Below are 13,953 nucleotides of genomic sequence, written 5' to 3'. Positions count from 1 at the left end.
CCGGACTAGGCTGCAGGGATGACCTCGTCCACCCCGTCCCCTGAGGCGTCCACCCCCTCCCTCGCGAGCGTCGCCGACGAGGTGACCGTGCTCGGGCTCGTCGCGGCCCTCGAGCTGGCGACCTTCGAGCGGCTCGCGGCCGACGCGGCGCAGGCGCCGACCCTGGAGGACAAGATCCAGCTGGCTCGGGCGTCCGCCGCGGCGATGACCCGCCAGGGCAGGCTGTTCGCCCGGCTGACCGCGCTGGGTGCGGACCCGCTCACGGCCGTCGCACCGTTCGCCGGTGTCCTGGACGACTTCGACGCGCGGACCCCCCCAGCACGTGGTGGGAGCGGCTGCTGAAGGCCGTCGTGGGCTACGGGGTCGCGGACGACTTCTGCCGGCACCTCGCCCGCGGGCTGGACGAGCAGACCCGGTCGGTCGTGCTGTCGGTGCTCGACGACGTCGCGTACGCGGACATCGCCGCGTCGGAGCTCGTCGCGGCGGGAAGCGCCGACGACGTCCTCGTGTCGCGGCTCGCCCTGTGGGGGCGACGGCTGGTCGGCGAGGCCCTGGGCGTGGTGCAGACGCTCCTCGCGACGCACCCCGAGCTGCTGCGCCTCGCGACGCTCGAGCTCGTGGACGCGTCCGGCGACGGCGACCGCTCGCCGAAGCTGTTCGGTCAGCTCACGGCGGAGCACACCCGACGGATGGCGCGGCTGGGCCTCACCGCCTGACGGCGGCGTCGACCCGGTGCACCCCAGAGGCTGCTGACGCTGCGCCTGAGGGGCCGCTGACGCTGTATCTCAGAGGCTGCTGAAGCCGACCTTGCGCTGGACGTCGGTGCCGATCTCCACGTAGCCGAGCACGGCGGTCGGGACGATGACCCGACGACCACGGACGTCGACCAGCGTGAGTGTCGGTCCGCCGTCGAGGGCGGCGGCGACGGCGGCAGCGATCTCGTCGGGCGCCTGGTCGCTCTCCACCACGAGCTCACGTGCCTGGTTCTGCACGCCGATCGTGATCTCCACGGCCATGGGTACTCTCCCTCGATCTGGTGTCCGGCAGCCCTTGTCCGGGCCACCGCTGCACCATCCTAGGCCGTTGCCGACGGCGTGCCGGTCGACGGCGGCGGCGCTGCCGGACCGTCGTGCCGCGCACCGCCGTCGTCCGGTCGGTTCGCCCGCACGAGCGCGGCGATGCCGCCCCACGCCAGCTGACCGACGAGATCCGCGGCCGCCTCGAGGTCGCCCGGCTCGGCGCTGCGGAAGTGGTGCGTCGCCGCCGTGCGCGCCATCGCGGTGAGCCCGGTGACCAGGAGCTCCGTCTGCGCGGCGGGCAGGCCGGAGACCTCCTGGAGCACCCGGCTGATGTGCGCGGAGCCGGAGGACGAGGCGACGTCGATCTGCTCGCGCATCGCCGGGTCCTTCAGGAGGTCCGACTCGAACAGCAGCGACGACGCCTCCCCGGCGCCGGCGACGAAGTCGAAGTACGCACGGACGACGGCCTTGACGACGGCCCGCCCGGACTCCTGCTGACCGGCGTCACGGTCGACCGGGGCGAGAGCGGCCTCGACCGCGGTCACGAGGTCTTCGCCGCGCTGGTCGATCACGGCCATGTAGAGGTCGAGCTTGGACGGGAAGTGACGGTAGAGGACCGGCTTCGTGACCTCGGCCTGCAGGGCGATGTCGTCCATCGAGACGTGGTGGTACCCCTCGGTCGCGAACAGGTCGCGTGCCAGGGCGAGGATCTGGGTCCGACGCTCGTCCCGGGGCATCCGTGGTCCGCGTGCGGCGCTGTCACCGGGGGCGGTCATGGGGGAAGACTATGCGTGGCCACCTCGCGGTGGTGCGAGCATGGGGGGATGGAGTCCAGGCCTCGGCATCGTACGAGGGCCCGTGGTCCGCGAGGCGCGGCCGTCCCCGCCCTGGCTGTCCTGGTGGTCCTCGTCGGGCTGAGCGTGGGTGCCGGCGGTGCAGCGCTGTGGTCGAGCGCCGTCGGACGCGGGCAGACCAGTGACGTCGCCGCGACCACCTCGAGCGACGGCGAGACCCCCGGGTCGACCGCCCCGAGCACCCCGGTGACCTCGGCCACGCCCTCCTCCGTCCCCACGTCGACGCAGGCGGCTCCCACGACGCAGGTGCCGCCCGACCCGCGCACCGCGGACGACGTCGCCGCGGGGCTGCTCTCGCTGGACGTCCCGACGAGCGCGAGCGGGCGGCTCGTCGTCGTGCCGGGGAGCGATCCGGCGCCGCGACCGGGTGCGGTGAAGTCCGTGCGGGTCGAGGTCGAGGACGGGCTCGACGTCGACGGAGCGTTGTTCGCCGCCTACGTGATGGAGACGCTGAACGACCCGCGGGGCTGGGGTGCCGGTGGCGCGTTCTCGTTCGCGCGCACGGACGACGACGCGGACTACCGGGTGGTGCTCGCGTCCCCGACCACCGTCGACCAGCTGTGCGCACCGCTGCGGACGAACAGTCAGGTCTCGTGCGCGACCAACGGCCACGCGACCATCAACTACGCGCGGTGGGTGACGGCGACCCCCGAGTTCAGCGGGATCGTCCGGACGTACCGCCAGTACGTCGTCAACCACGAGGTCGGTCACCTGCTCGGCCACGGGCACGTGACGTGTCCCGCGGCGGGCGAGCTCGCACCGGTCATGCAGCAGCAGACCTACGCGGCGGCACCCTGCCTGCCGAACTCCTGGCCGAACCCCTGACCGACGCCCTGGCTGGACTCCTGGCCGAACCTCTGGCCGAAGCCCGACCGTGCCGGGGCAACGCCTGTCGGTGGCCTGTGATGGGATCGGTCCCGTGACGACCGGCGCCCATCCTCCCCGCGCGTCGTCGCGCCTCCGCGCTGCGGGTCCACCCCGTCCGGCGTCCGCGGTCTCCACGGTGCGGCTCCGGCGCCCCGCGCTCGCCGACGAGGGCGCGCCCGCCCTGGTCCTCGACGCCGGTCAGAGCGCCGTCGTGTCCTGGTGCTCGCAGGGGTGGGGGGCGCTGGACGCCGGAGGTCCCCGGCGTGCTGCCGGACCCGACAGGGACGACGCGCGTGCCGCCGGGGCCCTGCTCGTGCTCGGTGCCCCGGGGACGGGCAAGACGGCGGTGGCGGTCGAGGCCGTGCTGGCTGCCGTCGACCACGGTGTCGCCCCGCAGGACGTGCTCGTCCTCGCGGCGACCCGACGAGGTGCGGCGGACCTGCGGGACCGACTCTCGGCGCGGCTGCGGCGCACCACGACGAGCCCCGTCGTGCGGACCGCGGCGTCGGCGGCCTTCGCGGTGCTCAGGTCCCGCTCGGCGCTGCTGCGGGAGCCTCTCCCGACCCTCATCACCGGTCCCGAGCAGGACCTCGTGATCGGCGACCTCCTCGCGGGCCACGCCGCCGGCGAGGGGGTGCCGCTGGGCTGGCCGACGTCGGTGCCGGTCGAGGTGCTCGGGCTGCGCGGCTTCCGCGACGAGCTGCGCGACCTGCTCATGCGTGCGGCCGAGCGCGGGCTCGGCGACGTCGACCTCGCGCGCCTCGGCGCCGAGCACGGGCGCCCGGAATGGGTGGCCGCCGCAGCGTTCTACCGCGAGTACCTGGCAGTCACCCGGCTCCGGCAGCAGACGCCGGACGCCGGTGAGCGGTTCGACGCGGCCACCGTCGTCGACGAGGCCGCAGAAGCCCTCCAGGCCTGGGAGGACGAGGTCCCGGGAGCCCCTCGGCCCCGGTGGCGGCTCGTGGTGGTCGACGACCACCAGGAGAGCACCGCAGCGATGAGTCGCCTGCTGACCGTGCTCGCCGCTGACGGGGCACGGCTGCTGCTGCTCGCCGACCCCGACGCGGCCGTGCAGACCTTCCGGGGTGCCAGTCCGCAGCAGGTCGCCGCGGCCGAGGCGGTCGGCACCGGCTCGGGTCGGTTCGGGGCGGCGCGGGTCGTGCTCCCGACGGTGTGGCGGCACGGCAGCGAGGTGCGTGACGCGGTGCGGCGGGTGACGGAGGCTCTCCCCACGAGCGGCGTCGCTGCACACCGGTCCGTCGAGGCAGGTCGTGCCGCGGAGCCGCGGCCGCCAGGTGACCCGGTGCGGGTCGCCCTGCTGCCGAGCACCGCCCAGGAGGCGGCCTTCATCGCGCAGCACCTGCGGCGTGCCCACCTGCACCATGACGCTCCGTGGGAGTCGATGGCGGTCGTCGCGCGCACCGGTGGGCAGGTCGCCGCGCTCCGTCGTGCGCTCGCGGCGGCATCGGTCCCGGTCGCCGTGATCGGGAGCGACCTCGCCCTGCGCCAGGAGCCGGCGGTCCGTCCGCTGCTCGTGGCGTTGGAGTGCGTGCTCGAGGGCGAGGCGACGGAGCTCGCCGCGGAGGCTGCGGTCACCCTGCTCGCCTCTCCGCTCGGTGGGCTCGACAGCATCGGGCTGCGACGGCTGCGACGGGCCCTGCGCGCCGAGGAGATCGCCGGCGGCGGCGGGCGCGCGAGCGATGCCCTGATCGTCGAGGTGCTGGCCGACCCGGCGCGCGTCGAGTCGCTCCCGGTCACCGTCCGACGCGGAGCCGGGCGGGTGGCGAGGTCGCTCGCCGCCGGACGCGCCGCGGTGGAACGACCCGGAGCGGACGTGCAGACCGTGCTGTGGGCGTTGTGGGCCGGTGCGGACGTGGCCGAGAGCTGGCGTCGTACGGCGCTCGCGGGCGGGGCGATGGGCGCCCGGGCGGACCGCGACCTGGACGCGGTCCTCGCGCTGTTCCGCGCGGCCGAGACGTTCGTCGACCGCCTCCCGCAGGCCCCGCCCCGTGCGTTCCTCGAGTACCTCCAGTCCCAGGACCTCCCGGCCGACACCCTCGCGGCGCGGGCCAGCGCGCGTGGGGCGGTGGCCGTCCTGACCCCGCCGGGGCGGCCGGGCGCGAGTGGGACCACGTCGTGGTCGCCGGGGTGCAGGACGGGGTCTGGCCCGATCTCCGGCTCCGGGACTCGTTGCTCGGGGCCGGTCGGCTCGTCGAGATCTGCGACGGGCGCGACGCCGGACCCGGGGAGTCGACGGCCCAGGCGCGTCGGGCGGTCCTCGCCGACGAGCTGCGGTCGTTCCTCGTCGCGACGTCGCGCGCCAGGGTGTCGCTCCTGGTCACGGCGGTCGACGGGGAGGATCTCGTCCCGTCCTCGTTCGTCGACCTCGTGCAGGTGGGGGAGGACGAGCAGGAGGACGGCCGGGACCCTCGTCGGACGGTCGCCGGTCGCCCTCTCGATCTCAGCGGGATCGTGGCCGGCCTGCGAGCAGACCTCGAGGAGAGTGTCGGGACGGGGGCGGCGACGGACGCCGTGCCGGACGACGAGGCGGCGCGGCTGCTGGCGGTGCTCGCGCGCGAGGGGGTCGACGGCGCTGACCCGAGGCAGTGGTACGGGCTCGCGCCTCTGTCCAGCGAGGAGCCGTTGTGGGACGCGGACGCGATCGTCCCGGTGTCGCCCTCGAAGGTGGAGCTCGTCCGGACGTGCGCCCTGCGATGGGCGCTCGAGAGCGCGGGCGGCACGGCGCCGGGAGCCACGAGCCAGTCGCTCGGGACCCTCGTGCACGCGCTCGCGCACGACCTTCCGCGCGGGACGTACGCCGAGCTGTCGACCGAGCTCGACCGGCGGTGGGGCGAGCTCGGCCTCGGCGACGGCTGGACCGCGACCGCCGAGAGGCGACGGGCCGACCGGATGATCCACCGGCTCGCCGACTACCTCGCGCAGGCGGGGGAGCCGGTGCTGCTGGAGGCCCCGTTCACGCTCGACGTCGGCCGGGCGCGGGTGCGCGGCACGGCCGACCGGCTCGAACGCCACGGCGACGGCGAGGTCGAGGTGGTCGATCTGAAGACGGGCCGGCGAGCCCCGAAGCAGGAGGAGAGCGAGGAGAACCCCCAGCTCGGCAGCTACCAGCTCGCCGTCGACTCGGGAGCGTTCGAGGGCCTTCCGGAGGGGACCCGTAGCGCAGGCGCCCGGCTCGTGTTCGTCGGGGACGTCAACAAGGGGTACGCCGAGCGCAGTCAGCCCGCGCTCGAGCCCGACGAGACGGGCCTCACCCATGGGCACCGAGCGATCGCCGAGGCCGTCGACGCGATGGCGGCGTCGTGCTTCACGGCGACCGTCAACGACCTGTGCCCGATGTGCCCGGTGCGGCGCAGCTGTCCCGCGCAGGACGACGGCGAGCAGGTCGGCGGATGACCCGGTTCAGTGCCATCGAGATCTCGCGGCTGCTGCGGCAGCCGCACCAGCCCACCGAGGAGCAGCAGGCGATCATCGAGGCGCCGCTCGAGCCGGTGCTCGTGGTCGCCGGTGCCGGGTCCGGGAAGACCGAGACCATGGCTGCGCGGGTCGTCTACCTGGTTGCCAACGGGCTGGTCGAGCCGGACCAGGTCCTTGGGCTGACGTTCACGCGCAAGGCCGCGGGGGAGCTGCGCGAGCGGGTGACGGTGCGGCTGCGGCACCTCGACCGCGCTCTCCCCGGCTCGGTCACGGCACAGGGTGCGCTCGACCTCGTCCGCCCGACGATCTCGACCTACAACTCGTACGCCGCCTCCCTCGTGGGCGACCACGTGCTCCGGATCGGGATCGAACCCGGAGCCCGGGTGCTCGGTGAGGCGGCGCAGTGGCAGCTCGCGAGCGACGTCGTCGAGCACTGGGGCGAGGACCTCGCGACGGACGCCGCCGTCTCGACGGTCGTGGCCGCGGTCCGGTCCCTCGACGGTGCGCTCAACGAGCACGTCCTGACGCCCGACGAGGCACGCAGACGGATCCGCGACCTCATCGACACGATCGTCGCGACGCCCGCAGGCGACCGCCCCCGTGCGCCGTACGCCAAGGTGCTCGCTCTCGTGGCGTCCCTCGAGGAGCGGCTGCGGGTGCTGGACGTCGTGGACGCCTATCGCCGCCGCAAGCGCGCGGACGAGGCCCTCGACTTCGGGGACCAGGTGGCGTTGGCCGAACAGCTCGCCCGCGACGTCCCGGCGGTTCGCGAGGGCGAACGCGCGCGGTTCCGAGCGGTGCTGCTCGACGAGTACCAGGACACCTCGGTGGTGCAGGCTCGGCTCCTGCACCAGCTGTTCGGCGACGGGCACCCCGTCATGGCCGTCGGGGACCCGCAGCAGTCCATCTACGGATGGCGCGGGGCGAGCGCCGGTGGGCTCGAGCGGTTCCGGGACCAGTTCTCCCGCACCACCCCGGACGGGGCACGTGAGCGTGCGCAGCGGCTGAGCCTGAGCGTCTCGTGGCGCAACGACCAGGCCGTCCTCGACGTCGCGAACGCGGTGTCCGCCGAGCTCCGTACCGCCGGACGTGACGTGAGCGACCCGCCGCTGCGCGCCCGCCCCGGCGCGGGGCCGGGCGAGGTCCGCGCGCACTACGCCGAGAACGAGGCCGCCGAGTCCGCCGCGATCGCCGAGTTCGTCGCCGGACGCTGGCGACCGACGTCACGTCGCGGCGGCCGGGTCGCGCCACCGGTCACCGCGGCGGTGCTGTGCCGCAAGCGGGCCCAGTTCCCCGCGATCCGCGAGGCGCTGCGCAACCGGGGCATCCCGGTCGAGGTCGTCGGGCTCGGCGGGCTGCTGACCTCACCCGAGGTGACCGACCTGGTCGCGGCGCTGCAGGCGGCCCACGACCCGTCACGTGGGGACGCCCTGATGCGGCTGCTGACGGGTCCCCGACTGAGGCTCGGGGCCGCCGACCTGCACGCCCTCGCCGACTGGTCGTCCGAGCTCGTCGGCGCGCGACCGACCCAGGTCGAGCTCGAGGGCGATGTGGTCGACGACCGCAGCATCGTCGACGCCCTCGAGGAGCTCCCACGAGCCGGATGGACGAGCCGCCATGGACGGGTGTTCAGCACGGCCGCCCAGGACCGTCTCGCCGACCTCGCCACGGCCCTGCGGCTGCTGCGCGAGCACACCTACCTCTCGTTGCCCGAGCTCGTGGCCGAGGCCGAACGCCTCCTGCGCCTCGACATCGAGGTGAGTGCACGGCCGGGGCTCGGTGCCGGGCGAGGACGCTCGAACCTGGACGCGTTCCGCGGGGTCGCGGCGGACTTCGCCGGCGACTCGCCGCTGCCGACGCTCGGGGCCTTCCTCGCCTGGCTCGAGGCCGCCGAGCGCGAGGAGCGAGGTCTGGACCGCCCCGTCGCCGACCCCGACCCGGACGCGGTGCAGCTCATCACCGTGCACGGGGCCAAGGGGCTCGAATGGGACGTGGTCGCCGTCGCCGGCCTGAGCGACGGCGTCTTCCCCGCGATCCGTGTCCTCGGACCGAACGGTCCGCGTGACTCCGGGTGGTTGACCGGGCTCGGCACGCTGCCCTACCCGTTGCGCGGCGACGCCGGTGACCTGCCGGCCTTCGCCTACCAGGGGGCCGGCAGCCCCAAGGAGCTCGATCTCCGCCGTGAGCAGTTCGTCGTCGACTCGGGCGCGCACCAGTTGCGGGAGGAGCGGCGGCTCGCGTACGTCGCGGTGACCCGCGCGCGGCGCCACCTGCTCCTGACGGGGTCGTACTGGCGGGAGGCGACGACGGCACACCCGCCTGCGGTGTTCCTGTCCGAGCTCGTCGAGGCCGGCCTCCTCACCGTCGACGGCAGCCTGGAGGGTCCCACCGAGGCGCGACCCGAGCCGCCGAGCGGTGCCGACCTGCCTGTCTGGCCACGGCCGGACGCTCCCGACGGCCGCCGCGCGGCACTCGAACGGGCGGCGGACGCCGTGCGCCGCCACCTCGTGGACCCGTCGGAACCCAAGGACACGACGGGCACGACCGGCACGCCCGGGACACCAGCCACGACCGGCACGAGCGGTGTGACAGTCACGCCGGTCACGCCAGTCGCGACCGGCACGAACCAACGCACCCGCGACGTCGAGCTGCTGCTCGCCGAGCGGCACCGGCAGACGGCGCCCGACCCGGGCGTCGAGCTGCCGGCGCACCTCTCGGCGTCCGCTGTCGTCCGGCTGTCCGCCGACCCGGAAGCGTTCGCCGGGGCGCTGCGTCGGCCCGTCCCGCTCGAACCGTCGCCCCAGGCGCGCCGCGGCACGCGATTCCACGCGTGGGTCGAGTCCCACTACGCCGCACCCGCCCTGGTCGACCTCGAGGACCTCCCCGGACCCGACGACGACGCCGACCGGACGACCCCGGACGAGCACGTGCTGCGGGAGAGCTTCCTGCGGAGCCCATGGGCCGACCGGGTGCCGGTCGCCGTGGAGGTCGACATCGAGACCCCCGTGGCGGGCTACGTGCTGCGCTCGCGGATCGACGCGGTCTTCCCCGACCCCGACAGGTCCGGGTCGGCGTCAGGGACCGACCGGACGACCCGCCCGGTCGTCGTCGTCGACTGGAAGACGGGTCGCCCGCCCACGGACGCCGACTCCGCGCGCTCGCGCGAGCTCCAGCTCGCGGTGTACCGACTGGCGTGGTCGCGCTGGACGGGGACGCCCCTCGACGACGTGCGGGCCGCCTTCTTCTACGTCACCACCGGCGAGACCGTCTACCCGGAACGGCTGCTCGGTGAGCAGGAGATCGAGGCGTTCCTCACCGACGTGACGGCGCCCGGGCTACCGGTACCGCGGTAGCGGCGTCCGGGCCGTGCTCGCCGACCTCACAGCGGCAGGCAGGTCCGCGCCGATGTGCCGGCGGTGCGGCCGCGCGGTCAGAACGTGTCGCGGAACGAGAAGCGGGCGACGTCCCCGCCGTCCTCCTGCGCCGGTGCACTCGCCGGCACCAGGTCGAGGCCGTCATCCTCGAGCAGGTCCTCCGGGGCCGTCGAGGCATCGAGGTCCTCGAGCATCTGCACGGCATCCGCGACGATCTCCGCGTCGTTCGACCGCACGCCGTACAGGAGCCACCGCGCCAGGGCGAGCTCACCCGCGAGGTACGCGCGTTCGGACAGGTGCGGGTCGAGGAGCTCGGTGCGCCGGAGCTGGTAGGCCTCCATGACCGACTCCGCAGCGTCGTGCGGCGCGGCGACCATGAGCCAGGCGAGGTCGTCGGCGGGGTCCGCGACCTTGGTCTCGCCCCAGCCGAGGATCGCGCTGACGTCGCCCTCCGCGACCAGGACGTTCTCGACCGTGAGGTCCCCGTGGACGACGGTCGGCTGGAAGCGCCAGACCGCCACGTTCTCCAGTGCCGCCTCCCAGCGGCGAAGCAGGCGCACGGGGACCTTGCCGGTGCGTGCCGCCTCGTCGACCTCGGCCATCCGTCGCTGCCGGTAGGCCTCGGCGTCGTACGCGGGCAGGCCGGCGTTCTCGACGACCGACGTCGGGAGCTCGTGCAGCGCCGCGAGGGCCCGGCCGAGCGATGCGGCGAGCCCGGGCCCCGGCTGGAGCGTCTCGAGCCGCAGCGGTCGCCCGGGCAGCTCCGCGTGGACGACGGCGCGTCCGCCCTCGGGCAGGTGGGCGAAGCCGGCGATCCGCGGCACGGCGAACGGCAACCGGTCCGCGTCGACCTGCTCGACGAGCAGCTCGAGGAGTCCGACCTCGGCCTCGAGCGCGGCACCGGCCGCCGGGCCGATCGGCGCACGGACCACCCAGCGTTGGCGCGTCGCGTCGATCACGACGGCCGTGTCGACCTCACCCCCCGAGTCGCGAGGCCGACGCACGTCGAACGCGTCGAGACCGGGGATGGCGACGGTCGCGAGTGCGGCGAGAGCGAGGGGTGAGCGTGGCACGTCATCCAGCGTAGGTCGGCGGGCGCCGGTAGCCCCGGTACCGCGCAGGCGTGTCCCCACCCGGGTGGACCCGACCTCGCCCCACGCGCCGCGCGTCCGCGGTGGATCCCGTGGACGGGGTTCGGGTGTGCCGCCGGTGCGACGTACCGTGGGCAGATGGAGTGGTCAGATCTCCCGCTGTCCCGGTCCGCGATCGACCGCGCCGGGGTGCGCCGCACCGAGCCAGGTCTCCTGGACCGTCTCGTCGACGACCCCCAGGCCCGGGTGGTGCTGGTCCGGCGTGGTCTCGTCGCCACCGTTCCCGGCCCCGTCGCCGATCAGGTGATGCTCGCCGTGCTGCCTCCGGCGAAGGTCGTCCCTGTCGTCGGACCTGCCGCCGAGTGGCTCCTCCTCGGGGTGGCGGACGACGGCACGGCCTACCTCGGGCTGCACGTGCCGGAGCCAGAGGCGCACGCCGACCTCGAGGGCATCCCGGACGAGGAACCGTTCGCCGTCGTGGCACCGCACCTGAGGTGGTCGCCGTTGCGTGAGATCGGGACGGATCTCTCGCCGCAGGACGTCGGGCTCGCGACCACAGCCGTCGCTCTCGCCGCCTGGCACGCCAGCCATCCGCGGTGTCCCCGGTGCGGGTCGGCGACCGTGGTGGAGGAGTCCGGCTGGGTCCGCCGCTGCACCCAGGACGGCAGCCTGCACTACCCGCGGACCGACCCGGCGGTGATCATGGCGGTGACCGACGTGGACGACCGGCTGCTCCTCGGCCATGCGGCGACGTGGTCGCCGGGCCGGTTCTCCACGCTGGCGGGCTACGTCGAGCCGGGGGAGCCGCTCGAGCAGGCGGTCCGACGGGAGGTGCGCGAGGAGGTCGGTGTCCTGGTCGGCGACGTCGAGTACGTGTCCAGCCAGCCGTGGCCGTTCCCGGCGTCGTTGATGCTCGGCTTCCGAGGGCGGGCGCTCACGACCGAGGTGACGGTCGACGGGGTCGAGGTCACGCAAGCGAGGTGGTTCACGCGGCGCGAGCTCGACGACGCCGTGCGGGCGGCGGAGGTGGTGCTGCCGTCGCGCACGTCGATCGCCCGTGCGCTGATCGAGGACTGGTTCGGCGGGCCGCTCACGGGACCTGTCGAAGGACCGGGCTGGTCCGAGGGTCGCTAGCGTCGCTGCGCGGCGTCCACCTGCCCCCGGGACCCGGCGTCCATGTCGCCTCCGTGACGCGGCGTCCACGTCGCCCCCATGACCGGGCTGTCACCGACCTGACGACCGTGCGAACCTAGCGTGGCGCGGGATCTGGTCCGGGTGACGGCAGCTCGTCCACCAGGAACTCGGCGGCGTGGTCCGCGAGCGCCGCACCGGCGGAGCCGTAGAGGTGGAAGACGGCGTGGGCGCCGTGCCGCCGCAGCTCGGCGACGTCGTCGTCGTAGCGCGCCACCGCGGCGACGCGACCGGTGAAGCCTGCGGTCTTCAGCCGGGCCAGGGCGATGAGGTTCGCCTTGTGGAACGGCATCGCGAGGACCGCGACCCGGACGCTCCCAGCGCGCTCGACCCGGTTCCAGAACTCCAGGTCGGTCGCGTCGGCGCGGAACAGGTCGAAGCCGAGGTCGTGCAGCTCGGCGATCCGCACCTCGTCGTGCTCGACCCCGACGACCCGGAGGCCGTAGTCGTCACGGAGCCGCGTGTACGTGGCCGCGCCGATCCGGCCCAGCCCGAGCACCACCGCGTCGGCCTCCCCGATGTCGACGAGCCGGTCGTCCGGGTGCAGGACGGCGTTGCCGTGGTGCGGGAGCAGCGGCACGAGCCTGGTCGCGAGCTCGACCCCGCGCCGGTTGACGATCGCGGCCAGCACGAAGCTGAGCGCCACGGCGAGCGCGATCACCACGACCCACTCCTCACGGAGCAGGCCGTTGCTCGCGCCCACGACCACGACGATGATGCCGAACTCGGAGTAGTTGGCGAGCGCGAGCCCGGCCAGGAACGCCGTGCGGCGCCGCATCCGCATCATCCACAGCAGCACCGCATAGGCGGCGACCTGCAGCGGGAGCAGGATCAGCAGCAGCACGGCGATCACCAGCTCGGACGCGGTGGGGCCGCCGTGCAGGCCGATCTCGAGGAAGAACCCCACGAGCATGAGGTCCTTGAAGGTCATCAGGGATCGGGACAGGTCGCCGGCGTGCGGGTGGCGGGCCAGCAGGATGCCGACGACCAGCGCGCCGACGTCGCCGGAGATGCCCACGGCCTCGAACAGCGCGTAGCCCAGGCCCACGCCGACCATCACGCCGAACAGGGCCTGCAGCTCGCCGTGCCCGACCAGGTTCCAGATCCGGTGCAGCACCCAGGTGCCCGGGATCAGCAGCACCAGCGCGAACGCCCACGGGCTCGGTGCGGAGCCACCGGCGACGCTCATGAAGGCCACGGCCGCGATGTCCTGCACGACGAGCACCCCGACGGCGATCCGTCCGTACAGGCTCCGCGCGTCCGAGCGCTCCTCGAGCATCTTGACGACGAAGACGGTCGACGAGAACGACAGCGCGAAGCCGATCAGCGCCAGCGCGCCGACGGACTCGTCCGCGACGAGGGTGGCGCCGAGCACCGACAGGAGGCCGAGGAATCCCACCCCAAGAGCGACGCTGAGCACGAGGTGCACGGTGGTCGTCAGCCAGACCTCACGGCGCAGCAGGAAGCGCGCGTCGAGCTTGAGCCCGATCGCGAACAGCAGGAGCACGACGCCGAGGTTGGAGATCGTGGACAGGTAGGGCAGGTCGGGTGCGCCGGCCGCTCCGAGGGCGAACCCGGCGACGAGGAACCCGACCAGCGGCGGCAGGCGCAGCAGCACCGCGACGAGCCCGCCCGCGAACGCGGCCGCCAGGTACAGCGCTGCTACCGTCATCGGCCTCCTCCCGCCGGGCCCATTGTCGGGCACCGGACGGGTCCCGGCCCAGCCCGGGCGTCTGATCGGACCGGATCGGCCCAGTCCGGACGCCGGGTCGCCTGCTCAGGAGAGCCGGGCGCGGACCTCGGCGAGGGACGGGTTGGTGGCTGCGCTGCCGTCCGGGAAGAGGATGGTCGGCACGGTCTGGTTGCCGCCGTTGACCTGCTCGACGAACGCCGCGGCGCCGGGGACCTCCTCGATGTTGACCTCGACGTAGCCGATCCCGGCGGTGTCGAGCTGCGACTTCAGGCGTCGGCAGTAACCGCACCATGCGGTCGAGTACATCGTGATGGTGCCGTCTTCGGGGAGGGTCTGCGTCGTCATGGTTCCTCGTCGCGCGTCGGTGGTTCGTCACGGTACTGAACACCGCCGTGGCGGTTGTCCTTCCCGTGTGCCGCAGATCCGTCC

Annotated in this window: 9 protein-coding genes and 2 pseudogenes; 6 read left to right on the top strand and 5 right to left on the bottom strand. The window is 74.2% G+C overall.

The window, feature by feature from the left end; translation table 11 throughout:
- The first annotated feature begins 18 nt into the window (after positions 1–18).
- Positions 19–716, top strand: a pseudogene (locus LJB74_RS20840) (ferritin-like fold-containing protein).
- Between the two features lie 69 nt (positions 717–785).
- Here the strand turns inward: LJB74_RS20840 and LJB74_RS06615 are convergent.
- Entirely contained in the window at positions 786–1,016 is a 231-nt protein-coding gene (locus tag LJB74_RS06615) for a DUF3107 domain-containing protein (protein WP_396125130.1), read from the bottom strand.
- A gap of 59 nt (positions 1,017–1,075) precedes the next feature.
- Positions 1,076–1,795 (bottom strand): TetR/AcrR family transcriptional regulator, encoded by a 720-nt coding sequence (locus tag LJB74_RS06610; protein WP_259307787.1) that lies wholly within the window; start codon positions 1,793–1,795, stop codon positions 1,076–1,078.
- A gap of 48 nt (positions 1,796–1,843) precedes the next feature.
- On the opposite strand from LJB74_RS06610, the gene LJB74_RS06605 reads away from it, so the two are divergent.
- The 4 genes and pseudogenes from LJB74_RS06605 to LJB74_RS06590 all read left to right on the top strand — a co-directional run bounded on the left by LJB74_RS06605 (position 1,844) and on the right by LJB74_RS06590 (position 9,528).
- Positions 1,844–2,698 carry a DUF3152 domain-containing protein gene (locus LJB74_RS06605; protein WP_259307786.1) on the top strand — a complete coding sequence of 285 codons (855 nt, stop codon included), beginning with the start codon at positions 1,844–1,846 and terminating at the stop codon, positions 2,696–2,698.
- A gap of 49 nt (positions 2,699–2,747) precedes the next feature.
- Positions 2,748–3,791: pseudogene (locus LJB74_RS06600) on the top strand (UvrD-helicase domain-containing protein); the annotation flags it as partial.
- A gap of 341 nt (positions 3,792–4,132) precedes the next feature.
- Positions 4,133–6,154, top strand: a complete 2,022-nt coding sequence (locus tag LJB74_RS20615) for a PD-(D/E)XK nuclease family protein (RefSeq protein WP_310650887.1) — start codon at positions 4,133–4,135, stop codon at positions 6,152–6,154.
- The gene (locus LJB74_RS06590) at positions 6,151–9,528 is read left to right on the top strand and encodes an ATP-dependent DNA helicase (RefSeq protein ID WP_259307784.1); all 3,378 of its coding nucleotides are present in this window, start codon (positions 6,151–6,153) and stop codon (positions 9,526–9,528) included. Before LJB74_RS20615 ends, LJB74_RS06590 begins: the two co-directional genes overlap by 4 nt.
- Before the next feature lie 77 nt (positions 9,529–9,605).
- On the opposite strand, the gene LJB74_RS06585 is transcribed toward LJB74_RS06590, so the two are convergent.
- A complete protein-coding gene (locus tag LJB74_RS06585) occupies positions 9,606–10,622 on the bottom strand; it encodes a phosphotransferase (protein WP_259307783.1) in 1,017 nt (338 codons plus the stop codon).
- Between the two features lie 156 nt (positions 10,623–10,778).
- Between LJB74_RS06585 and nudC the strand changes: the two genes are divergently transcribed.
- A complete protein-coding gene (gene nudC / locus LJB74_RS06580; protein WP_259307782.1) occupies positions 10,779–11,774 on the top strand; it encodes an NAD(+) diphosphatase in 996 nt (331 codons plus the stop codon).
- 115 nt (positions 11,775–11,889) lie between these two features.
- On the opposite strand, the gene LJB74_RS06575 is transcribed toward nudC, so the two are convergent.
- Both LJB74_RS06575 and LJB74_RS06570 read right to left on the bottom strand, forming a co-directional pair.
- Positions 11,890–13,503: a cation:proton antiporter family protein gene (locus LJB74_RS06575; protein WP_259307781.1), complete on the bottom strand. Its 1,614-nt coding sequence runs from the start codon at positions 13,501–13,503 to the stop codon at positions 11,890–11,892.
- A 105-nt stretch (positions 13,504–13,608) separates the two neighbouring features.
- On the bottom strand, positions 13,609–13,869 hold the full coding sequence (locus LJB74_RS06570; RefSeq protein ID WP_259307780.1) for a mycoredoxin: 261 nt from the start codon (positions 13,867–13,869) through the stop codon (positions 13,609–13,611).
- Positions 13,870–13,953: the final 84 nt, after the last annotated feature.

Source organism: Cellulomonas sp. P24, assembly GCF_024704385.1.
GTDB lineage: Bacteria > Actinomycetota > Actinomycetes > Actinomycetales > Cellulomonadaceae > JAJDFX01.
This window is presented reverse-complemented; position numbering and strand designations above follow the sequence as displayed.